Below are 25,102 nucleotides of genomic sequence, written 5' to 3'. Positions count from 1 at the left end.
TGGTCACCGGCCCTCGACCGGGCCCGGACCAGGAGCGAGCGGGGGGAGCCCGTGGGCGGCGCGGACGCGGTCGGCGAAGTCCGGTTCGGCGAGGGGGACGCCATGGGCGGCGAGCAGGGTGAACAGGTCTGCGAGCAGGCGCGGTTCGGTGCCCCGGAGCCGATGGCCGGCGGCGAGACCGAGAACGCCGACGAGCGGTCCGCGGCCGGTGGCGGGGGTCGTGGTCAGGCGCAGACGCAGCGTGAGGCGCGGCGCGTCCGAATCGGGGTCCCCGCCGAAGGCCATGTCCAGGCCCGCGATGTCGTGCCAGCGGTAGCGACGGCGCAGCAACGCCCTGGAGAGGGTGAGGCCCTCGCCGTCGGCGCGCACCCAGAAGCTGCTGGGCGCGGGCAGGGCCACGACGGGGACGACCGCGGCGGCGATCAGCAGGCTGGGGCCGACGCCCAGCCGGTCCACCGCGCCGCTCGCGCCGAGGACGACAGCCGACAGAAGGCCCAGAAGGCATCCGGGGCCTACGCCCGAGAAACGCCACAGGAAGCCCAGGCGCACGGTCCGCAACCGGTTCGTCGTGTCCACGGGCTCAATCCTGGAGCCTCGATGTCACCGTTCCGCCACGTTTCCAGGGCCCTTGCGCCACAGATCCACAGCGGCTTCCCGCGCGTTCACCCAGGTCTCCGTTCGCAGCACCGATGACGGCGCATCCGCAGCAATCGCCTTCGTTCGGAGGGATTGACGCACCAAAGGGATTGGGCGGGCGGTGCCTGCGCATGATGCCGTCACCGGACGATCACCTGCTTTGGAGGCTCCGAAGTGACTGCGGAGGAACACGGCACCATCGAGCCCGACGGAGAACTGCTGGACCTGGCCGATCAGGAGCTGGTTCGCGATCCGTTCACCGCCTACGCGCCCGTCCGCGAACGGGAACGGATGGTGCGGGGACGCGTGCAAGGCGTCGACCCGATGTGGGTGGCCACCCGCCACGACGACATCCGTACGATCATGAGCGACCCCCGCTTCACCATCGACGCCGTGACCGTCCCCGGCGCGCCGGTGGCCCACCGCACCGAACAGACCTGGCGGGCCCGCGGCATGTATCCGGAGCACGAGAAGTACCTGCGCGCCGGCATCTTCGACGCGGACGGCGTCGACCACCGGCGCCTCCGCGGCCTGGTCACCGCAGCGTTCTCCCCGGGCCGTGTGGCCGCGTTGCGCCCCAGGATCGAGGCAGTCGCCGGCCAACTTCTCGACCGCCTGCCGGGCCACGCGGAGAACGGAGTCGTCGACCTCATCGAGCACTTCGCCCGGCCGTTGCCCATCACCGTCATCTGTGAACTCATCGCCGTCCCCGAAGCCGACCGTGACCGCTGGCGCGCACGGAGCGCCACCCTGACCGCCGGTGTCTGCGGCGACGAACTGGGCGCCGCGCTCGCCGGCATGGTCGAGGACGCGCACGCCCTCGTCGAGCACCATGCCGACCACCCCGGCGGCGACCTCGTCTCCGAACTGCTCGCGCCCCATCACCAGGACCGGCTGAGCACCGACGAGTTGGTCGCCCTCATCACCAACCTCGTCGTCGCCGGACACATCACCACCGTCAACCTCATCGCCAACAGCACCGAAGCACTCCTCACCCACCCGGACCAGCTCGCCCTGCTGCGCGAGGACGCCACCCTCATGCCGCACGCCGTCAACGAACTCATGCGCTACTGCGGCCCCGTCGTACGCGCGCTGCCCCGCTACGCCACCTGCGACACCACGGTCGGCAGCACCCCCGTACGTACCGGGGAGGCCGTCCTCCCGATCGTGTCCGCGGCCAACCGCGACCCGGCCGCCTTCACCGACCCCGACCGCCTCGACCTCGGTCGCACCCGCCGCAGCAACGAATCCCACCTCGGATTCGGGCACGGCGCACACCGCTGCCTGGGCGCGCACCTCGCCCAGGAAGAGGCCGCCGTGGCCCTGACCACGCTGCTCGGCCGGTTCCCCGACCTGCGGCTCGCCACCGACCCGGAACACCTGGAACGCGGCAGCAACCCCGTCAACTGGCACCTGAAGGTCCTCCCTGTACGCCTGCAACCCCGGTCCTAGGTCACTGCTGCGGGGTGGCGGCGGGCCGTCCGCAGACGCCGGCCTTCGTCGGGGTTGACGTGCGAGGGCTGCGGGCAACCTTGTGGCGTCATCCCGCACATCGTGCCGAAGGAGACATACGTCGTGTTGCGCCGATCTGCTCTCACCCTCTTCACCGCGGCGGGCCTGGTCATGTCCACGGCACTGGCCGGGCCTGCCGTCGCATCGGCTCCGGCCGCGGCCGCCGCCTACCCCACCACCCCGGTCAAAGTCTCCGACGGCGCCGGCAGTTACATCTCGGGCACCCTGACCTGGTACAACCGGTCGGTGGACTTCACCGGGACGTTGAAGTCGGTCGGCTGCCGCAGAGCGTGGTACAGCGTGTTCGACGGCTACGCCAACCCCCTTGGCGCCAGGAGTAGCAGTACGCACTGCAACACGGTGACTTCGGTGCCCGCCACACTTCCCGCGGACGTCGTCGGCGGCGGCTCGTACGTCGGGGTCTGCCTCGACGACGCGAACGGCGAACCGGTGACATCGTGCGGCGTCTACCCCCGCCCGTGACCGGTCCCGGGCGTCACGGGGCGGCCCCCACCGCGATGGCTACCCGTCCCGGTCATTTCGCAGGGCCTGGACGAGCCAGGGGTACACCGGGATCAGGTCCGGTACCACCTGCCAGCCGTTGACGATCCAGACCAGCCGCCAGTACCGGTCCACCCCGGGATCGTGCGCCTCCTCGAACTGCTGGGCCAGCCAGTCCCGGAACTCCGTGTCGGGGGTGCGCGCGAACACCTGGGCGAAGCGGCGCACCAGGTCGTCGACGACGGGCGCGGCCCGGTCGCCGAGCGGATCGATGCCCGACTTCACGGCCTCGGCCACCTGCTGACGGGTGAACCGCATCAGTTCCTCGCCGGCCCCGCTCTCGATGCCGAGCGTGCGCCCACCGGCCTGGCGCAGGGCCGTCCGGCGCATCCGGGCCCGGAAGTCCTCGTCGCCCATCAGCCCGACGAGTTCCACCCATGCGGCGACCTGCTCGCTGGACGGATCGCGGGGGAGGCCGGGAGCGGCCGCGCGAACCATGGCCACCGCGGCCGGGTCGGCGTCCGCTGTGCCGAAGGTGCCTTCCACGAACTCGTCGATCAGGCGTCGGCGTTCCTCGCCGGACAACTGCGTGAGCCTGTGCATGAGCTTGGTCTCCTCTGGATCGGACCCGCGTCCGGCCGCGACCCGCAGAACGCTCCGGCGCAGTCGCAGCATCCGGATCTGGACGTCGATGGCGTCGGCATGCGCTGCGGCGACTTCCGCCACCGAGAGCTCACGGTCCAGCACCCGTCGAATCGTGGCCAGGTCGATGCCCAGCTCACGCAGGGTGCGCAGGAGTTCCAGACGAAGCAGTGCGTCGCGGTCGTAGAGCCGATAGCCGGCGGGGCTTCGGGTGGTCGGAGTCACCACCCCCGAATCGGAGTAGAACCGGATGGTCCGCACGGGCAGGCCGGTCCGCCGGGAAAGATCCCCGATCGAGAGGAGGGTCGTCACGTCCATGTCCCCGACTCTGCTGTCTCCAGTCACTGGAGACTCAAGTCTATGGACCGGACCGGACGGGTCCGGCCTGAGAGGACGACACCCGGGGGAGGACGGGCCGGCCACGAGGGGCTACGGCCAGGACGGGCCACGGCCGGGACGGGACCCTGTCAGGCCCGCAGGAAGGCGAGCACCGCCAGCACCCGCCGATGCCCCTCGGTGGCCACCGGCAGGTCCAGCTTGGCGAAGATGTTGCCGATGTGCTTGTTCACGGCGGCGTCGCTGATGAACAGCTCGGCGGCGATGGCGGAATTGGTGCGGCCCTGGGCGATCAGACCGAGCACCTCGCGCTCCCGGGGGCTCAGCCTTTCCAGGGGGTCCTTCCGTATCCGCACCAGCTGCTGGATCACCTCCGGGTCCACCACCGTGCCGCCGATGGCGATCCGGTCGATGGCGGCCGTGAAATCGGCCACCGCGGCCACCCGCTCCTTGAGCAGATAGCCGACCCCGGCCCCGCCGCCGGAGTCCAGCAGGCCCAGCGCGTACGAGCGTTCCACGTACTGACTGAGCACCAGCACGGGCAGACCGGGGTACTCCTCACGGAGTTGCACGGCGGCCCGCAGACCGTCGTCGCTCAGCGTCGGCGGCATCCGTACGTCGGTGACGATCAGGTCGGGCCGCTCGGAGCGCACCGCCGCGACCAGGGCACCGGCGTCACCGACCGCCGCCACCACCTCGTGCCCGACCCGCTGCAACAGCCCGACCAGGCCCTCGCGCAACAACACGGCGTCCTCTGCCACGATCAGGCGTAGCGACACGGAACCTCCACATGCAACAGGGTGGGACCGCCGACCGGACTCGACACCCGCATACGGCCGTCGAGCGCCCTGACCCGGTCGGCCAGCCCGGTCACGCCGCTGCCCGCTTCCGTGTCCACGCCGCCGCGGCCGTCGTCCGTGATGTCGAAGATCAGCAGATCGGCATGGTACCGACCGCGCACCTCCGCCTTCGCGGCCCCGCTGTGCCTGGCGATGTTCGTCATCGCCTCGTTGAGGAGGTAGTACATGGTCGTCTCCACCTTCCTGGGCAGTTCCTCGGGCAGCCGGAGATCCACCGTGACCGGGATCGGGAACCGGGCGGCGTAGTCCTCGATCGCCGCGACGAGCCCGTGATCGGCCAGCACCGGCGGATTGAGCCCCCGGATCAGAGCCCGCAACTCCTGGTGGGCGGCGGAGAGTTGAGTCTCCGCCTGGGTGAGCAGCTCGGACTGCGGGGAATCCGGCGGGGTGTCCAGGCGCAGCATCCCGAGGGTCATCCCCAGCGACACCAGCCGCTGCTGCGCCCCGTCGTGCAGATCGCGTTCGATCCGTACCCGCTCCGCGTCGAAGGAGTCCAGCAGGCGGACCTGCGAGGCACGCACCTCGCGCAGCTCCTCGCCGAGCTCCCGGTCGCGCGGGGCCAGGAAGGTACGCGTCATGGCGGCGCGCGCCCCCGCCCACGAGGTCACCGTGTACGGCGAGGCCAGCAGCACGATCGCGCCGAAGACCGCCCAGGGCCAGGTCTCGCCGTCCAGCGAGCTGAAGAAGACGGCCGGAAGACCGAAACAGAAGCCCAGCACCATCAGGTCCAGCCACCACAGCGCGGCCGTCGAGATCAGCGTGAACATCAGCTCCCGCCAGGTCACCTGCTCCCTGAGCCGGGTGGCCACCCACGCCCTGGTCCCGGGGGCGTCCGGGCGCCGGTGCGGATCCGGCAACCGGTCCAGGTCCACCAGCCGCAGCCGTCGGCGCTCCACCGTGGCCACCACCGTGGAGGCCAGCACCAGACCCACCAGGGGGGCGATCCCGATCAGTACCACCAGCAGCGCGACCCCCACCGCCAGACCGGCGGCGAAGATCGCCACCGCCGCCGTACCGAACAGGACGCCACTGCCGAGATAGGCCAGGGACCTCCAGGGCCAGCTCGACGTCAGAAAGCTCATGGGGCGCTGAGCCATGGCCTGCCAGGCCGTCGTGGGACGCATGCGGTCACCGTAGCCCGGCGGTTCGGGCTTCCGGAGTAGAGCCTGCACTACCCCGGAAGTAGAGGGTGGATCAGTGTCCGGCCCCTTCCTCGTGCAGTGAGATCGACGCATGACGACAACGAGGCGAACCTCCGTACAGGACGTGGTCGAACTCCACGGCGTGCGCAAGGTCCACGGCACCGGCGACCACGCGGTGACCGCCCTGGACAGCATCTCCATGGGCTTCCCCCGCTCCACCTTCACCGCGATCATGGGCCCCTCCGGCTCCGGGAAGTCCACCCTGCTGCAGTGCGCGGCCGGACTGGAGCGGCCGACCGACGGGCAGATCGTTCTCGCGGGCGTCGACATCGGCAAGCAGAACGAGAAGCAGCGCACCGAGCTCCGCCGCAAGCACATCGGCTTCGTCTTCCAGGCCTTCAACCTCGTCGAGTCGCTGACCGCGGCCCAGAACGTGGAACTTCCCTCCCGGTTCGCCGGCCGCAAGGTCGAGCCCGAGCAGGTCGCGGACGCGCTCGCCTCGGTCGGTCTGACCGAGCGCGCGAACCACCGGCCCAGCCGGCTCTCCGGCGGACAGCAGCAGCGCGTGGCACTCGCCCGTGCCCTGGTCACCCGCCCCGACGTCCTCTTCGCGGACGAGCCCACCGGCGCGCTGGACACCGTCACCTCCCGCGAGGTGCTGCGGATGATGCGGATGCTGGTCGACCGGGAGGGCCAGACCACCCTGATGGTCACCCACGACCCGGTGGCGGCTTCCGTGGCCGACGTCGTCGTCTTCATCAAGGACGGCCGGATCGCCGACCGGATCCCGCTGGACAGGGACCCGCAGAACAACAACGCCGCTGTGATCGCCGCTCACATGGCCCGGCTGGAGGCGTGATGCTGATCATCGCGAACGTACGCGAACGCTGGTCCGGCTTCCTCGGAGCCTTCCTCGCCGTCCTGGTCGGCGTGGCCCTCATCACCACCACCCTGGTCATCCACGACTCCTCCCGCCCCACCACCCAGCCCCGCTACACCGGTGCCGCCGCCCTGGCCCTGCCCGAGCAGGCCCTCGACACGGACGGCAGCCCCGAGGACCGGATCGCGTGGAGCCCGGCCGAGGCCGCACCGATCCGGGCCGCGCTGGACGCGGTCCCCAAAGTCGCCGCCGTCGTGGCGGACCGCTCCTTCTACGCCCAGGCATTCCGCGGCGGCAGGCCCGTCGCCGACGAGGGCGCCGCAGAGGCCGGCCACGGCTGGGACAGCACCCGGATGGCGCCCTACCGGCTGCTCTCCGGCCGGGCCCCGAACGGGGACCGGGAGGTCGTCGTCGACCGCGCCCTGGGCGTGGCGGTGGGCAGCGAGCTCACCGTCAACATCACCGAGGGCCGCACCCCGTTCACCGTCGTCGGCACCGTCGACGGCCCCGGCTACTACTTCAGCGAGGCGTTCGCCGCCGAGCAGCAGCCCGGCATCGGCGCCCTCGCACTGATCGCGGACAAGGGGGCGTCCGCCGCCGGCATCGCCTCCGGCGCACGGCACGCCCTCGAAGACCGGGGCACGGTCGTCTCCGGCGACGCCCGCTCCGCACTCCAGCCCCAGTACGTCGAGCACAAGCGCTCCCTGGGCGTCCAGCTCATCGGCGCCATGGCCCTCCTCGGCCTGTTCACCACGGTCTTCGTCGTCGCCTCGATGCTGGTCCTGTCGACCGGCATGCGCCGCCGGGAGATCGGCCTGCTGCGCACCATCGGCGCCGCACCCGGCCAGATCCGCCGCATGATCCTCGGCGAGGCCGCCGTGGTCGGCCTGCTCGGTTCGATCGCCGGCTGCCTGACCGGCATCGCCGCCGCCCCGCTGCTGCACGACATCCTCAAGGGACTGGACGTCACCCCGCCGGGCATGGAGATCACCGTGGCCGCCTGGCCGCTGCTCACCGCCTCAGCGGTCGGCATCGGCGTCAGTGTCATCGGTGCCTGGGCCGCCGGCCGCAAGGCCGCGAAGGTCGCACCGATCGAGGCCCTGCTCGACAGCCGGCCCGCCAGCAACGGTATGGGGCGCGGCCGTTGGATCGCCGGACTGTCCGTCCTCGGCCTGGGCGCCGTCCTCGCCATCGCCACCGCCACCACCGGCGCCGACGACCGCATCAGCATGGCGCTCTTCGCGACCATGACGCTCATCGTCGCAGCCGCCCTGCTGGCCCCGGCCCTCGTCGGCCCCGTCGGCCGCTGCCTGACCGCCCCCTTCCAGAGACGCGGCTCGGCCGCTGCCGTCCTGATCCGCTCCGAACTCGTCGCCAACCCACGCCGCGCCGCCTCCCTGGTGGCCCCCGTGATCGCCGCGGTCGGCTTCGCGGTCCTGCTCAGCGGAGCGGTGGAGACGATGCGGGTGGCCTACCCGGCGGGCGAGGCCCTGAAGGTCGCCGGCCAGACGATCGTCACTCCCGACGGCACCCCCGGCAACACCGACGAGGTCGTCGCCGCCAACCCGGTCGGCAAGGCAGCCCTGCCGACCCGCGCCTTTGTCGGTGAGCAGCGGACCGTCCTGGACGTGCTCGGCACCCGTGACGCCCGGTGGAACAAGGCGGGCGAGGCCGTCCTCGGCCGGCGCACCGCCTCCGACCTGGGTCTGAAGCAGGGCCAGAGCGTCCCGGTCCGGTTCGCCGACGGTGCGAGCGTCGACCTGAGGATCAGCGAGGTCCTGCCCGACGACCCGGCCCGCGGTGACTTCGTGGTCGCCCGTGACCTGGTCCGGGCCCACGACCCGGCCGCGCTCACCGACGACATCTTCGTACCGGCGGGCACCAAGGCCTCCGCCGCGGTCCCCGGTACCGCCCTGCACGACGCCATGAAGTACGCCCTCGACGACTACGACACCGACGCCGAACTGACCGACAGCCTGGCCGCCATGCTCATCGCCATCGCCGTCGGCTACAGCGTGATCGCCGTTGCCAACAGCATGGCCATGGCGGCCCACGGCCGTCGCCGCGACTACGCGGTGATGAAGTCCGCCGGCGGCACCGTCCGCCAGCTCATCGAGCTGGCCGCCGGCGAGACCGCCCTGCTGGTGGCCGTCGGAGCCGGCCTCGGTGTCCTGGTGACGCTGCCCCCGCTGGCGGGAATGGCCTCCGGCCTCTCCCAGGCCACTTCGTCCGACGTCGGCCTGCACCTGAACACCGGAACCATCACCATGGCGATCATCGGCACCCTGGCCGCGGCAGTCCTGGCAGGGGTGATGGTCACCGGGAAGACGCTGAGGAAGTCCGCTTGACGGCCGTCCCGCCAGGGCTCACGGAACAGCCCCGGCCGCCATGGAACATCCTTGCCGGTCGCCGCCATCGACGAGCGGGTGCACCCGACACGGCCGCACCCCTCGCTTCGCTACAGATTGATCCAGTAGCGGCGCTTGCTGCCCGCCTCGGTGATGCGGACGTCCTCCAGGACGCCACCGTTGCGCTCGATGCTGCGAGCGGAGCCGGCGTTGCTGTCGTCGCAGGTGACGAGAACCCGCCCCAGACCCATCGCACGCGCCTCGGGCAGAACCGCCCCGAGAGCCCACGTGGCCAAGCCGCGCCTCCGGGCGGAGGGGCGGATGCTGTAGCCGATGTGTCCGCCGACATCGAGCAGGAGGGCGTTCAGGTAGTGCCGCAGATCGATGGCTCCCAGATAGGTCTCGTCCTCGACGATCCACCAGTGGGTGGCGTGGACGCGCCCCTCTCCCAGCGCGACCGACCTGTCCGACTGCTGCCGCAGTTGCTCGACCCATGCCGAGAAGACCTCGGGGCGGTCGAGGCCGGCTTCGGGAGCGAGGCGCAAGCCGGCCCCGTCCTGGTGGGCACCGGGCGCCCACTCGTCGCGTGCCGTGAGCCATGAGGACCGAAGTCGGTCCGTGGGTATGGTCAGTTCGGGCATGCGGGCGACGGTAGCACTCGCCCGACCCCTGCGATTAGGCACTTCGCGTCGGAGCGCCGGGGAGTACCAGGGAGTACCGAGGAGTGCCGGGGAGCGTCACAGGGACAACGGGCCGAGGCCGTCGGCGACCTCGGCGAAGTCGCGGATCGAGGTGGTCTCGCCGCTGGTGCGCCAGCACAGCGCCCAACGGCTGAGCGGGGCGTCGTGGATGGGGATGTAGGCGATGTCGGGCCGGGCGTAGTAGCGCAGTGCGTGCGCGTGCGCGGGGCAGACCGCTTCCCCGCTGCCGACGATGGCGAGCAGCTGCGTGCCGTCGATCACGGACGGCCCCCGGGGAATCGGCCGTCCGCTGGGCGTGAGCGCGGGTATGAGCGACTTGCGCCAGTATTCGGGAGTGGCGCCGGTCAGGACGGCCTCGTCGGCGAGGTCTTCGTAGGAGACGGAGCGACGCGTGGCCAGTCGGTGGGCGGCGGACACGCACAGCACGACGGGCTCGGTACAGACCACCGGACCCACGGTGAGGTCCGCTTCCCGGATGGGGAGCCAGGCCAGCAGGACGTCGATCGCGCCGCGGCGCAGGGCGGAGAACGGATCGTCGTAGCCCACGGCACGGATCTGCACGGTGCAGCCGGGACGACGGGATGCGAACGTGGTGAGGAGGGGGCGCAGATCCTCGCTGTTGCTGGACGTCATGCCCAGACGCAGCACCTCGGGCCGCCCCTTCGCGGACAGCGCGGCCCGCTCCAGGCTCTGCTGCAGGCCGCGGTGCACGGGGAGCAGGTCGTCGTAGAGCTGCCGGCCGAGCGGGGTGAGGCGGACATGGTGGCTGGTGCGGTCGAAGAGCGCTCCGCCTATGCGGCGTTCCTGCTTCTTGATCGCCTGGCTGACCCGGGCCGGTGACACGTGCAGCCGTGCGGCGGTCCGGCCGAAGTGCAGCTCCTGCGCGAGCGTCAGGAAGATCTCGATGTCCCTGATCTCCACATTGCCCCCGGTCTCGTCCGCGGCTCCTCGGTCGCGTTAACCGCCAGGTTAACGGGCCCTGCGGGAAATGCCGTTGCCGGTGATTGCCCCGCGCTCGATGGTTGAGCCGGGACGACGCAGCCGTAGATGCGTCGTCGATGCGGTGCCGAACCAGGAGGATGCTCCATGAAACACCTGCAGACCGGCGTGCTGATCGCCACCACCCTCTCGGCCGGGCTCATGGCCGGACTGTTCGCCGCCTTCGCGTACGCGGTGATGCCCGGTCTGGCCAAATCGTCCGACCACACCCTCGTCGAGGCGATGCGGAGCATCAACAAGGCCATCCTCAACCCGGTCTTCATGCTTCCGTTCATGGGCGCGATCCCTCTCCTTGCTCTCGCCGTCGTGCTGGCCTGGCGCGGCCACGGCCGCCCCGTGCTGCCCTGGCTGATCGCCGCACTGGTCCTCTACCTGGTGGCCTTCCTGGTCACCAGCGGCGTCAACGTCCCCCTCAACGACCAGCTCGCGCGCGCCGGCGACCCCGGCGATGCCGGGCAACTCGCCGCGATCCGCGCGGACTTCGAGAGCAAGTGGGTCTACTGGAACATCGTCCGCGCGCTCCTGCACACGGCGGCGTTCGCCTGCCTGGCCTGGGCGCTGCTCGTGTACGGCGCGCATCAGCTGCACGAGAGCAGGCACGGCGACGCGTCCGTGCGGACCTCTGCTCCGGCGCTCGGCTCCGGGTACGCGCAGACCGCGCAGCATCCGGGTGGTCAATGGGGTGGCGCCCCCAACGCCTGAACCTCCGCGCAGGAGAGGGCCGCGAGTCCTGTCGGCAGGCCGTCGCGGACGGCGGTCGCAGTGGTCACGGCCGCCGCCAGGGCCCGCCGTCGCCGGGTCAGGGGCGGGTGAGCCATGTGCGGGCTCAGCCGGTCAGGGGCGGATCGTGTCTGAACGTGGCCGAGCGCGGGCCCTCGGCGAGTCCGAAGGCCGTCCCGGCGAACCGGCCGTCGCGCCGCATCGGGCTCCCGGCGGCTGACCCGCGCCACGCAAGCCACGACACTCCACGCGATATGACTTTGAGTGCCCGTCAGGATACGTTGAGTGCATGATCGGTGCGGCGTCGTTCCCCCCGGCGCATCGCCGGATGCGGGACAGTGGCGTCTTCGTCGTGCTCGTCTGGGTGGCCTTCCACCTGATGGGCTGCGTCCACAGCCACGGTCCGGCGTTCGGCAGTCCGCACTATCCGATGAGCACCGCCTACGCCGCTGCCGCCCCCGTGGCCGCACTCGGCGGCGGGCCCACGGCCTCTGCCCCGGAGCGGGCGCCGTGCTGCCCCGACACCGGTGACCACACCGTGGACCGGGTCCGCAGCGACGCCCCGCCCGTACCCTCGCCGGGCAGCGCACCGGCCGGGCACGCCCTGCCGTGCGGCCCCGACGCGGCTCTGGCCGGGGTGGGGGGCGCCCGCGCTCCGGGAGACGGCGCCCTCGGCGGACGCGGTGTCCTTACGGCCCTGTGCGTGGCGAGGACCTGACAGGCCCCGCACGGCCGCCCTCCCTCATGTCGTCCGGCACCGCCGGGCGGGTCCCGGGCGGCTGTGTGTCCGCGCCCTGACCCGCCGATACCCCACGCCGGCTGCCGCAGGCCTGGGGTGAGGAGCCGTGACACCCTCCATGAACACCTCCCTGTACGCCAATGCCCCTGTGTACGCCCCTGCCCCCGCTTCCGCCCGCGGCCCGTCCGATCTGGTCGGCCACACCCCGGTGCTCTGGGTGGGCGAACCGTTCGCCCCCGCCGGGCGCGGCTTCTGGGCCAAGCTCGAAGGCGCCAATCCCGGCGGGATCAAGGACCGTCCGGGCCTGCACATGGTCGCCCGCGCCCGCGCACGCGGTGACCTGGCCGACGGCGCGGCCATCGTCGAGTCCTCCAGCGGCACCCTGGGACTCGGCCTGGCCCTGGCCGGGATCACCTTCGGCCACCCGGTGACCGTGGTCACCGACCCGGGCCTGGAGCCCGCGATCCGCCGGGCCCTGACCGCGTACGGCGCCCGCGTCGAACTCGTCACCACCGCACACCCGGTGGGCGGCTGGCAACAGGCGCGGCGCGAGCGGACGGCCGACCTGCTGGCCCGGCACCCCGGGGCCTGGTGCCCGGACCAGTACAGCAACCCCGACAACGTCGCCGCCTACACCCCGCTGGCCGCGGAACTGATCGCCCAGCTGGGCCGCATCGACGTCCTGGTCGCCTCCGTCGGCACCGGTGGCCACTCCGCAGGCATCTCCGCCGCCCTGCGCCGCACCTTCCCCGACCTGGCCCTGATCGGGGTGGACTCGACCGGGTCGACGATCTTCGGGCAGCCCGCCGGGCAGCGCCTGATGCGCGGACTGGGCTCCAGCATCCACCCGGGCAACGTCGCCTACGACGCGTTCACCGAGGTCCACTGGGTCGCCCCCGCCGAAGCCGTCCGGGCCTGCCGCACCCTGGCCCGCAGCCACTACGCCTCCGGCGGCTGGAGCGTGGGCGCGGTCGCACTGGTCGCCGGATGGGCCGCCCGTACCCGGCCCGCCGGAACCCGTATCGCCGCGATCTTCCCCGACGGCCCCCACCGCTACCTCGACACCATCTACAACGACGGCTGGTGCCACGGCCACCACCTGCTCGACGCACCCATGCCGACCGAGCCGGAGGAGATCAAGGAGCCCGGCGAGCGGACCGTGACGTCCTGGACCCGCTGCACCACGGTCACCGACCCCGCTCCGGCCGCCGCCCGTACCGCCCTGGCGGGTGCGCGGTGAGGCGGCTGCGCGCCCAGGTGCGCTCCTTCGCCCCCGGCATCCAACTGCTGATGGTCAACCAGTTCGGCATCAACCTCGGCTTCTACATGCTCATGCCCTACCTCGCCGACCACCTCGCCCACGGCCTCGGCCTCGCGGCGTGGGCGGTCGGTCTGGTGCTCGGCGTACGCAACTTCTCCCAGCAGGGCATGTTCTGGCTCGGCGGCACCCTCGCCGACCGGATCGGCTACAAGCCGATGATCCTCGCCGGCTGCGCCCTGCGCACGGGCGCGTTCGTGCTGCTGGCCTTCGCCGACACCCTGCCCGCCCTGGTCATCGCCGCCGCCGCCACGGGACTTGCCGGAGCCCTGTTCAACCCCGCGGTCCGCGCGTACATCGCCGAGGGAGCCGGGGAGCGCCGGGTCGAGGCGTTCTCCTGCTTCAACGTCTTCTACCAGGCGGGCATCCTGCTCGGTCCGCTCGCCGGACTCGCCCTGCTCGCCCTCGACTTCCGCCTGGTGTGCGCGGTCTCGGCGGCCGTGTTCGCAACTCTGGCGCTCGTGCAGGCCCGCGCCCTGCCCGCCCGCCGCCCCGCCGCGGAATCACCGGGCGAGGCGGGCTGGCGGGGGATCGCCGCGGACTGGCGGACGATTCTGCGCAACCGTCCCTTCATGCTGTTCTCCGCCGCGATGGCCGGTTCCTATCTGCTGGCCTTCCAGACCTACCTGGCCCTTCCCCTGCAGGCCCGCGCCCTCCTCGGCGACGGCGGCGGCACCGCGATGGGCGGGGTCTTCGCCGTCTCCGCCCTGGTCGCGGTCGCCGGCCAGCTGAGGCTGACCGACCGGGCCAGGAAACATCTGGACGCCCCGAAGGCCATCGCGATCGGGCTGGCGGTCATGGGGGCGGCGTTCCTGCCACTGATCCCCGGGCCCCACGGCCCCGCTCACGGGTTCGCCGCGCTGCTCGGGATCGCGGGGCTGGTGGTGTGCGCGGCGCTCCTGGCAGTGGGTTCCGCACTGCTGTACCCGTTCGAGATGGACACGCTCGTCCGGCTCTCGGGCGAACGCCTGGTCGCCACGTACTACGGCGCCTACAGCACCGTGGCCGGCATCGCCGTGGCCGGCGGCAATCCCGCGGTGGGCGCGCTGTTCGACCTCGCCGACCGTACGGATGCCCCGTGGCTGCCCTGGACAGCGCTGACCGCGCTCGGGATCGGGTGCGCCGCGGCCCTGACCGGGCTCCGCCGCACCGGTCATCTGCGACCCGCGATGCCCACGGCAGCGGCACCCGCCACGGCGTGAGACCACTGGCCGGGCGAGTTACCTCGTGCGGCATCAGGGGAACATGACGAAGCCCTTCCCCCGTGGAGGGGAAGGGCTTCGTGAGCGAGCGCTGGGCAGGCCTTGCACCTGCATTTCCCCACGGGAAGCGGGGCGTCTTTCCTTGGACCACCAACGCACTGTCAGTCACCGCGAGCCGCGGCGAACTTCCAAGATCAACTATAGCGCATGCAGGACAGCCGGTCGCCCCCGCTCAGCGAAGACCGCGCTTCTCGCGTTCGGCTTCGGTCAGCTCCTCCATCAGTTCCTCCGGGTCCACCGCGTACTCGGTGTCGGCGAGGGCGTCGTAGTCCCGGGTGCTCAGTGGCAGGCCGAGCTCGCCGAGCTCGGCGGCCAGCCGGGTGAACGCGATTCGCTCGTCGGGCTCGTCCTGGTAGCTTGCCCGCTCTGCGGCGACTCCCTCGGACAGGGTGCGGCCGGCCAGGCCCCAGAAGCTGAACTCGGTGTCCAGCTCCATGAGGTGCCAGGCACGATCCGCGGGTTCGTCGGGGTGCAGCCAGTAGCCGAGCCACCCCTTGCCGCCCTTCGCCACGAGCTTGACGTACCTGGCCATCTCCGCGGCTGCGGCGTTGACGGCCTGCATCTCCGGGTCCGCGAGTTCCTCTTCGCTCAGATAGCTGGTGTCCAGGAGCGGGTGGACCTCTCCCGCCTCGAAGAAGTCGAGGTCGAGAAGGCGGGTGAAGTCGGTGCGGCCTTCCCACTGCGCCACCAGGAGCACGCGCAGATCGTCGGGTACCGGACGGCCGTCCAGCCGCTCGCGGGAAAACTCCGCGAGCCGTTCGTCGTACATGCGCCCTCTCCAGAGGTCGAAGCGAGAATCCTCGCGTCAACGTAACAACGGTGTCCGACAACCAGGGGCCGGGTGTGCCGACGCCGGCTGCCGCCCCTCCTGCGATCCCCGGGCCTACAACCAAGCGCGCTTCTCGTGAGTCTTGATCTCGGCGGTCATGTCCCGCCATGGATGATCAAGAACGAAGGAATGCATGAACCGACCCAGAGGCACGACGGCCGCCACTGCCGGCGCCGTCGTGCTCGCCACCGCGGGCGGCCTGCTCACCGCAGCCCACTCTGCCTCCGCCGCCGCCGTGACCTGTGCATCGCCCGTCTTCAAGCGGACGTTCTACGCGAACACCACCTTCTCCGGGACCCCCAAGGGCACGGACTGCGACTCCGCGATCGACCAGAACTGGGGCACGGGCGCCCCCGGCTACAAGGGGATGCCCGCCAACGACTTCGGCGTCCGCTGGTCCGTGACCCGCGACTTCGGCTCCGGCGGACCCTTCACGTTCGCCGCCTCCTCCCGCGACGGCATCCGCGTCTACCTCGACGGCGTCCGCAAGGTCGACCTGTGGAAGAACGTCGCCACCACCGTGTCCAAGACCGTCAATGTGACGATCCCGTCGGGCAAGCACAGTCTCCGCGTCGACTTCGTCAACTGGACCGGCGCCGCCAACGTCAAGTTCGCCTACAGCCCCCGCACATCGGCGACCGTCGACAAGGTCAAGCCGCTCGTCCCGACCGGGACCACCGTCACCTACAGCGCGGCGACCACGTCCACGAAGATCAGCTGGGCCAGGAACAAGGAGATGGACCTCGCCGGGTACCGCGTGTACCGGCGGCTGAAGGGCACTTCCTACCCCGCGAAGCCGATCGCGACCACCACGTCCACCTCGTACACCGACACGACCGTCCCGAAGGACGGCAATGTCTACTACTACGAGGTCCGCGCCTACGACAAGGCCGGCAACGCCTCCTCCGGTACCGCCGACCTCGGCATCACCACCCTCGACCAGACCGCCCCCGCCGCCCCGAAGGGCGTCGAGGACAACTGGGCGATGGGGTACCCGGACAAGATCACCCTCTACTGGGACAGCAACACGGAGTCCGACCTCGCCGGCTACCGCGTGTACCGCTCGGTGTCCCGACCGGTCGCCCTCACTCCCGAGAACCTGCTGAACGGCGACAAGCTCTCGGCCGGTGGATACAGCGGGCCCCTGCCGCAGACCGGCGACGTCTACTACTACGTCGTCACCGCCGTCGACACGCACGGCCACGAGTCGGCGGCCTCGGGCACGGCGATGTACTACACCCGCGATCTGACGGGCCCGGTGGACACCGCCCTCAACGCGCGGGGCGCGGAGAGCGAAGCAGGCGTCACACTGACCTGGGACGCCTCCGAGCGGACCAGCGACGACTTCGCGGGCTACTCGATCATCCGGTCGCGCCAGCCGCGCGGCACCGCCGGGCGCCAGCCCGAGGAGGTCGGCAAGGGGGTGAAGGGCACCAGCTTCACCGATGCCGCCCCGCCGCCCGGCGTCACGTACTACTACGGGGTGGTCGCCGTCGACCACGCGGGCAACGGGGGCGCTCCGTCCGAGGAGATCGCCGTCACGGTCGCCGGCAACACGACCGCCCCCGCCGCGGTCACCGGCGTGAGCGCGACTCCGAAGGAGAACGGTGTCGCCCTCTCGTGGAACGCGAGCGACGAGCCCGGTCTCGACCACTACCGCGTGCTGCGCGGAACCCTCCGCGACGGGAAGTGGACGTACACCCCGGTGCAGGACTCCTGGACCCTGCAGCCGCGGGAGATCGAGGGGACGGCGTTCCACGACGCGGTACCGGCCGACGGGCAGCAGGTGCGGTACGGCGTCGTCGCCGTCGACCAGTACGGCAACCAGCTCACCCCGGACACCGGAGCGACCGTCACCGACGTCACCGAGCTGGACCTCCGCCCGACCGCCCCGCCCGCGACCGGCGCACCACTCGCGTATCTCAGCACCCACCAGCCGGGCGGGCTCACCTGGGCCCTCTCCAGCGACACGAACGAAAACGGCAGTGCGGTCTCCGGCTTCAACATCTACCGCTGGAACCCGCGGACCGCGACGTTCGACCTGATCGGCACCGAGCCCGAGGACAACTCCAGCAGCGGATCCTGGTTCGACAGCACCCAGCCTGCCGCCACCACGGTGTACTACCGCGTCACGGTCCGCTACGCGGACGGCAGCGAGTCGGGCGCGACCGAAGCCGTCGCCGTGACCGGCTGACCGCACTCACGCGGCCGAGATCCACGGCGACTTCGTGAGGGAGGGTGGGCGGCACCGCCGGGTGCCGCCCACCGGACGCCGGTGGTGCAGGGGTGGGCACCTGCTCCGCCATCGCGGCCGGGTTCATGTCCCGCACCGGTGGCGACCTGCGCCGACTGCTGGGCCGCGCACCCCGCTCCGCGCTGGCAGCCGCCTGCGCGTAGGACCTGTCCGCCGGATCACGGCCGTCGGTGGCGCGGGCACGCACACGGGGGACCGGGCCGGCTGACCGCGACCACCCCCGAGGGGGCCGGACCCCCCGTTACGGTGACAGGCATGTCTGACACCGACTTCTGGACCCTGCCTCCCGACCGCATGACCCGGGGCAGCGGCAGCCGCTACGAACTGACCGTCCTCCACCCGCCGTTCACCGTGGACGTCGGCGAACTTCCGCCCAACGCCCCGGACCGGGCCGAGGAGTTCGCCCGCTCCCTGGACACGATCGACGACGTCGTCGAGGACCTCGGTCCCCGTAAGCAGAGCGACTCGTTCACGGTCGCTACGAGGTCCGATCTGGACGTCGTCCAGGTGGGGGTGTGGGGGAACGTCATGTCGGTCTCCGACCCGGCCTTCGCGGACGACGGCAACGGCATGCCGCTGCTCGCGGAGGCCACCCGGCTGCGTGAGCGCTTCCCCGACGCGCGGATCGTGGGCCGGGTGGAGGTGCACTGCGGTGCCGAGCACACCGAGGACCTGGTGTGGCTGCCGGACGGCACCATGTTCCACGCCTGTGGCTGGCCCGGTGACGAACCGTTCGTCGTGACCGGCGACCCGCAGGCGGTGATGTCCGCCCTCGGGATCACCGAGGAAGTGCTCGAAGAGCTCGACGTGTACTTCGACCTGGACGACGACCCGAACCAGAACGACTGGGGCGCCCTCGCCACGGCATGCCTCGGGGACGCGGACCCGTGGGGAAGGGCCGACCTGGACGCCTCCTCACTTCGGGTGCGGCACAGCGAGCATGCGACCAGCCACATGGAAAGCCTCTACTTCGCCGGCTGAGCACCCCTCAACCTCCTGCGAATTGCCGATGGTTGACGTGCCGACACGCACGTGTCCGCCTTCTTGCGCGGTGGGGGACCGGCCTAGGATGCACGAGCGGCGCGTACATGTCACGGGGGCCCATACGCGCCGCCCCTATCCCCTCACGGCCCCATTCATGAGGGAAGATCACACGTGAACAGAGCACTGCGCATACCCGAGCGGTGGCGTCTGGCAGGCCGGGTCCTGGCCGCTTTCGGGATCGCTTCGGCGATCACCGTGACCGGCCTGCCCGGCATCGAGACCGACACCGCGAGCGCCGCGCCGCGCGCCGTCTCGGCCCGGATCAAGCCGGGCGCGAAGCGCTGCGACGTGAAGAACCTGGGAACCAAGTACCAGAGCACGCCGAAGAACTCGGGGTTCCCCAACGACCCCACCGGCTCGAACTTCTCCGCCTGGCAGGGCAATCCGAAGAACTTCAACTACGACCTGCCCGGCAAGGCGTACGACGGGGTGAAGCCTCCGACGGCCGCCGACAGGACGCAGGCCCTGTCGAAGGTCCCGGGCGACACGGAGAAGAACTACAAGGAGTGGCAGAAGACCGCGGACAAGTCCGGTGACCCGGAGGACCGCAAGTTCGAGATCTACGCCCGGTACTTCCACAACCAGGAGGGCCTGAGCTTCGAGCACTGGTTCGAGCACCGGTACATCCGCAACCAGACCAACAACCACAAGGGATCGGCGTTCGAGCGCCAGCTCGTCCGTGACTTCCGCCTGGTGGGACCGGACTGGCTGTGCGAGGTCACCGTCGAACTCATCGACGCACAGGGCAACGTCGTCGAGACGCGCCGGTACGACGCCTACAACCAGCGCACCAAGGAGTTCAACGAGTTCAAGTCGAACTCGGAACTGACGAACAAGCAGCTCGGCAAGGACCGGAAGATCGCCCGTCTCATGCCGGACCACAAGTTCCGGTTCACCGGCGCGAAGGCGTTCACCCCGGGGCAGCGCAAGAAGATCGACAACCTGAACCGGTATGTCAACCGGCTGCGGCCCGGCCAGACGAACCAGGTCCGCGGCAACCAGCGGATCTACAACCCCGTTCCGCGGACCAAGCCGATCAAGGGCTACTCCGACTACCAGCGGTGGTTCGCCCCGGGTTGCCAGGGCGGCCAGGGCCGGATGCAGCTCGCCGCAGCCTCCACCTGCGGCACCCGCGGCCCGCTGAACGACCGGATCAACGGCTCCGGGAAGAACCTCGAACAGGCCAAGAGGATCCAGGCCGACGCCCGGCGGCTCGACACCCGGGGCACCCTCCCTCGCGGCGGCCCCGGCGGCGTCGACTTCACCACTCTGGAACTGCGCTACGTGGGCGGCCTGGGCAAGGGCAAGGGCATGCAGTACTCCATGCGCGCCGACCAGATGCCCGACCCCGACGAGAACCCCGGCTTCGGTGGCGAGGCGCGCATGCAGCTCTCCTCCGACGCCCTGTTCACCTGGCTCGCGCTCACCCCGGAGAAGTTCTGGGTCAACCTCAACCCGGACGAGCCCGACCGGGTCATGGACGCCAAGTTCGGCAGGACCGACGCGGGCCGGGTCCTGCTCGAAGCGGACCTGGAGATGAAGCACGACTTCTCCGAGGCCCTCAACCCCGACAAGCACGCCGGCGCCAAGCGGTACTGGGACACCGCACCCCGCCAGAACGGCATGCCCTGCTTCCCCGGCGTGCGCATGTGGATCGAGCCCGAGCCCGCCCAGGTGCGCGAGCAGGACGGCGGAATCTACATCCTCGACGCACCCCTGAAGGTGTCCACCCAGTGGCTGGACGTCGAGTGGCAGGCACCCGGATCCACCGAGTGCAAGGGCCTGACCGACGAGCAGAAGCACGCCATCGAGGCCAGCGTCCGCACGAACGTGATGCCGCTGGTCGAGGACCGGGTCAACACCGACCCCGACTACGCCGACCTGCGCGCCGTGTACACCGCCCGCGTCGCCGCCGAGTACATCCGCCAGCAGGACGCGAAGACCCCGACCGACTTCCACAGGATCATCGACTCGAACGACGTCTCCGCGTGGCCGCTGCGCGCGCCCAACGAGAACTGGACCCGCGAGGACGTCCACAAGCGCTACATGGACTCCATCAAGAAGGGCATCGAGTGGTTCGAGCTGGAGTACGGCGGCAAGGTCTACAACCAGGGCGTCGGCGGTGTGGACTTCTCCAAGCAGCCCAAGCAGAACATCTCCCGCACCCGGTTCAACACCGAGCACCGCACCCTGGACACCACCACCAAGACGTCCCTCCAGTCCGATGACGTCTCCTACCGGGACACCGACACCCTCTACCTCGGCGGCGGCAGGATGACGGCCGGCGAAGGCGAGGACCCCAAGCCCGAGCCCACCCCCACCCCCACGAAGCCCGATCCCGACCCGTCCGAGCCGGGTGACGGCCCGTCGACCCCGGCCCCGACCGGCGGGAGCACCCAGCCGCCGGCGAACAAGCCGGACCCGCACGGCGGCCTCGCCGACACCGGCTCCGACACCCCGGTCGGGCTGATCTCCGGCATCGCCGCGGCGGTCGTCGCCGCCGGCGCGGCCCTGGTGTGGTGGATGCGCCGCAGGCGCCAGGACGCCACCGGCTGAACCGGCCGACGGCGATTCACCCGCTGAGCACGAGAAGGGCCCCCGGCCACCGCCCGAAGGGCGAGGGCCGGGGGCCCTTCCGCGAGGGAGGGGGCGAGGACACCAGGGCCTCTCGTCCGGATCATGCCGGGCTCGCGGGGTCCGGCTCCAAACGAAAGGCCCTGAGGGCTGTCCCGTAGTCCCTGGTGGATCAGCGTGCGGCGTCGGACGCGGTGCATCGCAAGGCGGAGGGACGCCCGAATACTGGATGTATTCGGGCGTTCCGACAACGCGGCGAGGTGCCGTGGCCGTCGTCGCACGCCCGCCAGGGATCACGGGACAGCCCTTAGCCGCGCTGCCGCGCCCGCCGTGCCGAGGGTGCCGCGGTGGCCGGTGGGGTGCTCAGGTGGCCCTCGGCCAGGTGGGTGAGGAGGGTCAGGAGGGTTTCGCGGTCGCTCTCCGGCAGGGAGGCGAGGGCGCGTTCGTGCACCCCGTCCACGATGCGCCGGCTCTGCTCGGCGGTGCGGGCGCCCTTCTCGGTGACGGCGATGACGCGGGCCCGGCGGTCGGTGCTGGACGGGCGGCGCTCGGCGAGGCCGGCCTGCTCCAGGGCGTCGACGGTGACCACCATCGTGGTCTTGTCCATGTCGCCGATCTCCGCGAGCCGGGCTTGAGTGCGCTCCTCCTCCAGGGCGTGCACGAGCACGCAGTGCATGCGGGCGGTGAGCCCGATCTCCGCCAGGGCCGTCGCCATCTGGGCGCGCAGGACGTGACCGGTGTGATCCAGCAGGTAGGAGAGGTCCGGCTGGGTGCGGTGCGGGGGCGGGGACATCGCGGTCATGGGGTTCAGGGTACGCCACGATCCTGCCGTAATAGATAGTCTGCAACGGAACCATCTGCTACGGTCCTTCCATGTTGCCGGCCTCGCCCAGAGGTCCGAACCGACCGGAAGGAACGCCATGCCCGGCCCCGCACCCCGCCCCCTCACCGACGCCGAACTCGACAGCATCCTCAGCGAACAGCAGTTCGCCGTCCTCGCGAGCGTCCGCCGCACCGGCCATCCGCATCTCGCCACCGTTCTGTACCGCTGGGACCCGGTGGAGCGCGTCATCCGGATCTCCAGCACCCGGGACCGCCTGAAGCCCCGTCACCTGCGCGCCGATCCGCACGCCGCTCTGCACGTCGCCCGCGACGTGTGGGCCTATGCGGTCGCCGAAGGCGAGGTGGAGGTGTCCGAGCCCACCGCCGAACCGGGAGACGCCGTCGGGCGTGAACTGCTCGCCATGGCAGCGGCGGGCGGCGTGCCGCTGGACGACGAGGCCGCCTTCCTCGCGGAGGCCGTCGCCGAGCAGCGCGTCGTCCTCCGCCTGAAGGTCTCCCGCCTCTACGGCACCGCCCTGGACGTCGCAGGGCCCCCGGCGGGCGCATGAGGTCCGGGGCACCGCTGTCCGCCGGAGGCTGCTTCCGGGCGGCCTCACGAGGCCGTCGGCTCACGACGAGGACGGTCTGAACACCCCTGGCTGTATTTGACCGTCGAGGGCTCTGATCGAACCGCCCCTTCGGCCAGAACTGGCCGTTTCACGGGTGGGCAACAACTCGTACACGTATCGGCGCCACACTGATGGACCATGCCCCACTCAAGCACCCCAGCCAACAGCATCAGCCGCCGGTATCTGCTGGCCGCCTCGGGCGCCCTCGCATTCACCGCCGCCTGCGGATCCAACACCGGCCGTGCCGGCAAAGCGGGTGATCGCCCCGCCCTCGACCAGTGGTACCACCAGTACGGCGAGGCCGGGACCGAGCAGGCGGTGAAGCGGTACGCGGCCGCGTACCGCGAGGCGGACATCACGATCGAGTGGCGGCCCGGCAATTACGACCAGCAGACGGCCGCGGCACTGCTGACCAGGAACGCACCGGACGTCTTCGAGGGCAGTCCGACCCTGGACCAGATCCGGGGTGGTCAGGTCGCCGATCTCACCGACCTCCTGGACGGGGCACGCGATGACTTCAACCCCGCGGTCCTGACCCCCAAGACCTACCAGGGCAAGGTCTACGGCATCCCGCAGACCATCGACATGCAGATGCTCTATTACCGAAAGAGCCTGCTGGCCGACGCCGGAGTCCGGCCACCACGGACCCTCGACGAACTGGTCGACGCCGCAAAGGCCCTGACGACCAAGGACGTCAAGGGCCTCTTCCTCGGCAACGACGGGGGAGCCGGCGTGCTCGGCGCCACCCCGCTGCGCGCCGCGGGCCTGGAGCTGGTGACCTCCGACGGAGCGGTCGGATTCGACGACCCGCAGGCCGCCAGGACCCTCGGCAAACTGCACCGGTTCCACCAGGACGATTCCCTGCTGCTCGGAGCCCCCACCGACTGGTCCGACCCGTCCGCGTTCCTCCAGGGCCTGACCGCCATGCAATGGACGGGACTGTGGGCCCTCCCGCAGATCGAGAAGGCGCTGGGCGACGACTTCGGCGTGCTGCCCTTTCCCCGCGACGGGGCACAGGGCAGCCCTTCGGTACCGGTCGGCGCCTACGGGGCGGCCGTCAGCGCGCACAGCAGCCACATCGACGCGGCGAAGGCATACGTGAAGTGGCTGTGGGTGGAACGGACCGACTACCAGGAAGACTTCGCGCTGTCCTACGGCTTCCACATTCCCGCCCGGATCTCGCTGGCCAAGAAGGCAGCCGGACTCGCCAAGGGCGCGGCGGCCGAAGCCGTCCGTTTCACGACCGAACACGGCTACGCACAGCCCCTGTTGTGGACCAGCAGGAGCCAGACCGCCTACCAGGACGCCCTGAGCCGGATCATCACCGAAGGAGCCGGCCCGGACGCCCAGATCAGATCGGTCGTCGCGACGGCGAACGCCGAGCTGAAGCGGGTGCGGTCATAGCCACGCGGACACCTGAAGGCGCCGAACGGCCGCTGGGACGGCGACTGCTGGGTCCCCAGAACCGCTACCTGTGGTTCTGGGTCTTCGTCGGCCCCTTCGCCGTCGGGCTCGCCCTCTTCACGTACGTACCGCTGCTGTGGAGCGTGTGGCTCAGCTTCTTCGACGCCCACAACACGGTGACACCGACCGACTTCGTGGGCCTGGACAACTACGCCGAGATCCTCGGCGACCCGTCCTTCGTCTCCAGTCTCGTCACCTTCGTCGTCTTCTCGCTCTTCATCGTTCCGGCAACCTACGGGCTCTCGCTCGCCCTCGCCCTGATGGTTGCCAGGCTGCGCTTCGCCCAGGCGTTCTTCCGGTCGGTCTTCTTCCTGCCGACCGCCTGCTCGTACGTCGTCGCCGCGATGATCTGGAAGCTGTCGATCTTCAACGGGGTACGGTTCGGGCTGGCGAACACGGTGCTGGGCTGGTTCGGCGGCCCGGACACCGCCTGGCTGTCGACCACCAGCCCGCCCTGGTACTGGCTGGTCATCGTGACCGTGCGCCTGTGGCTCCAGGCAGGCTTCTACATGGTGATCCTGCTGGCCGGACTCCAGCGCATCCCACGCACCCTCTACGAGGCGGCGGCCGTCGACGGCGCGCGCCCCGGCTGGCAGGTCTTCAGACACATCACCTTCCCGCAGCTGCGTGCGACCTCCGTCGCCGTCGTCCTGCTCCTGGTGATCAACGCCTTCCAGGCCTTCGACGAGTTCTACAACCTGCTGTCGACGGCACGCGGTTACCCGCCCTACGCCAGGCCGCCCCTGGTCTACCTGTACTACGTGGCGCTGGGCCAGGACCAGAACCTGGGCCTCGGCAGCGCGGGCGCGGTGATCCTCGCACTGATCATCGCGGTCGTGGCCGTGGTACAGGCACGCTGGTTCGGTCTCGGACGCCGGGAGGACTGACGC

22 protein-coding genes are annotated in these 25,102 nt (G+C 70.9%); 14 read left to right on the top strand and 8 right to left on the bottom strand.

The window, feature by feature from the left end; genetic code table 11:
- Positions 1-3: 3 nt before the first annotated feature.
- Positions 4-576 (bottom strand): hypothetical protein, encoded by a 573-nt coding sequence (locus ACFYY1_RS29245; RefSeq protein WP_388590909.1) that lies wholly within the window; start codon positions 574-576, stop codon positions 4-6.
- 234 nt (positions 577-810) lie between these two features.
- On the opposite strand from ACFYY1_RS29245, the gene ACFYY1_RS29240 reads away from it, so the two are divergent.
- Both ACFYY1_RS29240 and ACFYY1_RS29235 read left to right on the top strand, forming a co-directional pair.
- Complete coding sequence (locus ACFYY1_RS29240; RefSeq protein ID WP_388590908.1) at positions 811-2,088, top strand: cytochrome P450; 1,278 nt, start codon at positions 811-813, stop codon at positions 2,086-2,088.
- Between the two features lie 123 nt (positions 2,089-2,211).
- Positions 2,212-2,631 carry a hypothetical protein gene (locus tag ACFYY1_RS29235; protein WP_388590907.1) on the top strand — a complete coding sequence of 140 codons (420 nt, stop codon included), beginning with the start codon at positions 2,212-2,214 and terminating at the stop codon, positions 2,629-2,631.
- 39 nt (positions 2,632-2,670) lie between these two features.
- Here ACFYY1_RS29235 and ACFYY1_RS29230 read toward each other — a convergent pair whose 3' ends face one another.
- From ACFYY1_RS29230 to ACFYY1_RS29220, 3 genes are all read right to left on the bottom strand, one after another.
- Positions 2,671-3,609, bottom strand: coding sequence for a MerR family transcriptional regulator (locus tag ACFYY1_RS29230; RefSeq protein WP_388590905.1), 939 nt, complete (start codon positions 3,607-3,609; stop codon positions 2,671-2,673).
- A 149-nt stretch (positions 3,610-3,758) separates the two neighbouring features.
- Positions 3,759-4,406 (bottom strand): LuxR C-terminal-related transcriptional regulator, encoded by a 648-nt coding sequence (locus ACFYY1_RS29225; RefSeq protein ID WP_388590904.1) that lies wholly within the window; start codon positions 4,404-4,406, stop codon positions 3,759-3,761.
- On the bottom strand, positions 4,391-5,611 hold the full coding sequence (locus ACFYY1_RS29220) for a sensor histidine kinase (RefSeq protein WP_388590902.1): 1,221 nt from the start codon (positions 5,609-5,611) through the stop codon (positions 4,391-4,393). The genes ACFYY1_RS29225 and ACFYY1_RS29220 overlap by 16 nt, the downstream gene beginning before the upstream one ends.
- Positions 5,612-5,720: 109 nt before the next feature.
- On the opposite strand from ACFYY1_RS29220, the gene ACFYY1_RS29215 reads away from it, so the two are divergent.
- Together ACFYY1_RS29215 and ACFYY1_RS29210 are read left to right on the top strand one after the other, a co-directional pair.
- Positions 5,721-6,488 (top strand): ABC transporter ATP-binding protein, encoded by a 768-nt coding sequence (locus tag ACFYY1_RS29215; RefSeq protein ID WP_388590900.1) that lies wholly within the window; start codon positions 5,721-5,723, stop codon positions 6,486-6,488.
- Positions 6,488-8,857 carry an ABC transporter permease gene (locus tag ACFYY1_RS29210; RefSeq protein ID WP_388590898.1) on the top strand — a complete coding sequence of 790 codons (2,370 nt, stop codon included), beginning with the start codon at positions 6,488-6,490 and terminating at the stop codon, positions 8,855-8,857. The genes ACFYY1_RS29215 and ACFYY1_RS29210 overlap by 1 nt, the downstream gene beginning before the upstream one ends.
- 110 nt (positions 8,858-8,967) lie before the next feature.
- On the opposite strand, the gene ACFYY1_RS29205 is transcribed toward ACFYY1_RS29210, so the two are convergent.
- Positions 8,968-9,498: a GNAT family N-acetyltransferase gene (locus tag ACFYY1_RS29205; RefSeq protein WP_388590896.1), complete on the bottom strand. Its 531-nt coding sequence runs from the start codon at positions 9,496-9,498 to the stop codon at positions 8,968-8,970.
- 96 nt (positions 9,499-9,594) lie between these two features.
- Positions 9,595-10,479 (bottom strand): LysR substrate-binding domain-containing protein, encoded by an 885-nt coding sequence (locus tag ACFYY1_RS29200; RefSeq protein WP_388590895.1) that lies wholly within the window; start codon positions 10,477-10,479, stop codon positions 9,595-9,597.
- 165 nt (positions 10,480-10,644) lie between these two features.
- Between ACFYY1_RS29200 and ACFYY1_RS29195 the strand changes: the two genes are divergently transcribed.
- From ACFYY1_RS29195 to ACFYY1_RS29180, 4 genes are all read left to right on the top strand, one after another.
- Positions 10,645-11,259 (top strand): DUF1772 domain-containing protein, encoded by a 615-nt coding sequence (locus ACFYY1_RS29195; RefSeq protein ID WP_388590894.1) that lies wholly within the window; start codon positions 10,645-10,647, stop codon positions 11,257-11,259.
- 307 nt (positions 11,260-11,566) lie between these two features.
- Positions 11,567-11,995, top strand: a complete 429-nt coding sequence (locus ACFYY1_RS29190; protein WP_388590892.1) for a hypothetical protein — start codon at positions 11,567-11,569, stop codon at positions 11,993-11,995.
- A 139-nt stretch (positions 11,996-12,134) separates the two neighbouring features.
- Positions 12,135-13,256: a PLP-dependent cysteine synthase family protein gene (locus ACFYY1_RS29185; protein WP_388590891.1), complete on the top strand. Its 1,122-nt coding sequence runs from the start codon at positions 12,135-12,137 to the stop codon at positions 13,254-13,256.
- Positions 13,253-14,536 (top strand): MFS transporter, encoded by a 1,284-nt coding sequence (locus tag ACFYY1_RS29180; RefSeq protein WP_388590890.1) that lies wholly within the window; start codon positions 13,253-13,255, stop codon positions 14,534-14,536. The genes ACFYY1_RS29185 and ACFYY1_RS29180 overlap by 4 nt, the downstream gene beginning before the upstream one ends.
- Positions 14,537-14,768: 232 nt before the next feature.
- On the opposite strand, the gene ACFYY1_RS29175 is transcribed toward ACFYY1_RS29180, so the two are convergent.
- Positions 14,769-15,365 carry a hypothetical protein gene (locus tag ACFYY1_RS29175; protein ID WP_388590888.1) on the bottom strand — a complete coding sequence of 199 codons (597 nt, stop codon included), beginning with the start codon at positions 15,363-15,365 and terminating at the stop codon, positions 14,769-14,771.
- 193 nt (positions 15,366-15,558) lie between these two features.
- Here ACFYY1_RS29175 and ACFYY1_RS29170 point away from each other — a divergent pair, with 193 nt between their 5' ends.
- The 3 genes from ACFYY1_RS29170 (at position 15,559) to ACFYY1_RS29160 (ending at position 21,279) form a co-directional block, all read left to right on the top strand.
- Positions 15,559-17,619: a PA14 domain-containing protein gene (locus ACFYY1_RS29170; RefSeq protein ID WP_388590886.1), complete on the top strand. Its 2,061-nt coding sequence runs from the start codon at positions 15,559-15,561 to the stop codon at positions 17,617-17,619.
- 315 nt (positions 17,620-17,934) lie between these two features.
- Positions 17,935-18,660: a DUF6333 family protein gene (locus tag ACFYY1_RS29165; RefSeq protein ID WP_388590884.1), complete on the top strand. Its 726-nt coding sequence runs from the start codon at positions 17,935-17,937 to the stop codon at positions 18,658-18,660.
- Between the two features lie 174 nt (positions 18,661-18,834).
- Positions 18,835-21,279, top strand: coding sequence for a hypothetical protein (locus tag ACFYY1_RS29160; RefSeq protein ID WP_388590882.1), 2,445 nt, complete (start codon positions 18,835-18,837; stop codon positions 21,277-21,279).
- 325 nt (positions 21,280-21,604) lie between these two features.
- Here the strand turns inward: ACFYY1_RS29160 and ACFYY1_RS29155 are convergent, their stop codons facing one another.
- Positions 21,605-22,099, bottom strand: a complete 495-nt coding sequence (locus ACFYY1_RS29155; protein WP_388590881.1) for a MarR family winged helix-turn-helix transcriptional regulator — start codon at positions 22,097-22,099, stop codon at positions 21,605-21,607.
- 118 nt (positions 22,100-22,217) lie between these two features.
- Here ACFYY1_RS29155 and ACFYY1_RS29150 point away from each other — a divergent pair, with 118 nt between their 5' ends.
- The 3 genes from ACFYY1_RS29150 to ACFYY1_RS29140 all read left to right on the top strand — a co-directional run bounded on the left by ACFYY1_RS29150 (position 22,218) and on the right by ACFYY1_RS29140 (position 25,099).
- The gene (locus ACFYY1_RS29150) at positions 22,218-22,688 is read left to right on the top strand and encodes a pyridoxamine 5'-phosphate oxidase family protein (protein ID WP_388590879.1); all 471 of its coding nucleotides are present in this window, start codon (positions 22,218-22,220) and stop codon (positions 22,686-22,688) included.
- 198 nt (positions 22,689-22,886) lie between these two features.
- Positions 22,887-24,152: an ABC transporter substrate-binding protein gene (locus ACFYY1_RS29145; RefSeq protein ID WP_388590877.1), complete on the top strand. Its 1,266-nt coding sequence runs from the start codon at positions 22,887-22,889 to the stop codon at positions 24,150-24,152.
- Positions 24,149-25,099, top strand: coding sequence for a carbohydrate ABC transporter permease (locus ACFYY1_RS29140; protein WP_388591070.1), 951 nt, complete (start codon positions 24,149-24,151; stop codon positions 25,097-25,099). The genes ACFYY1_RS29145 and ACFYY1_RS29140 overlap by 4 nt, the downstream gene beginning before the upstream one ends.
- Positions 25,100-25,102 lie beyond the last annotated feature (3 nt).

Source organism: Streptomyces sp. NPDC001890 (genome assembly GCF_042891445.1).
Classification (GTDB): Bacteria; Actinomycetota; Actinomycetes; order Streptomycetales; family Streptomycetaceae; genus Streptomyces.
Note: the sequence above shows the minus strand (reverse complement) of the source record. Positions and strands in the feature narration are given on the sequence as shown.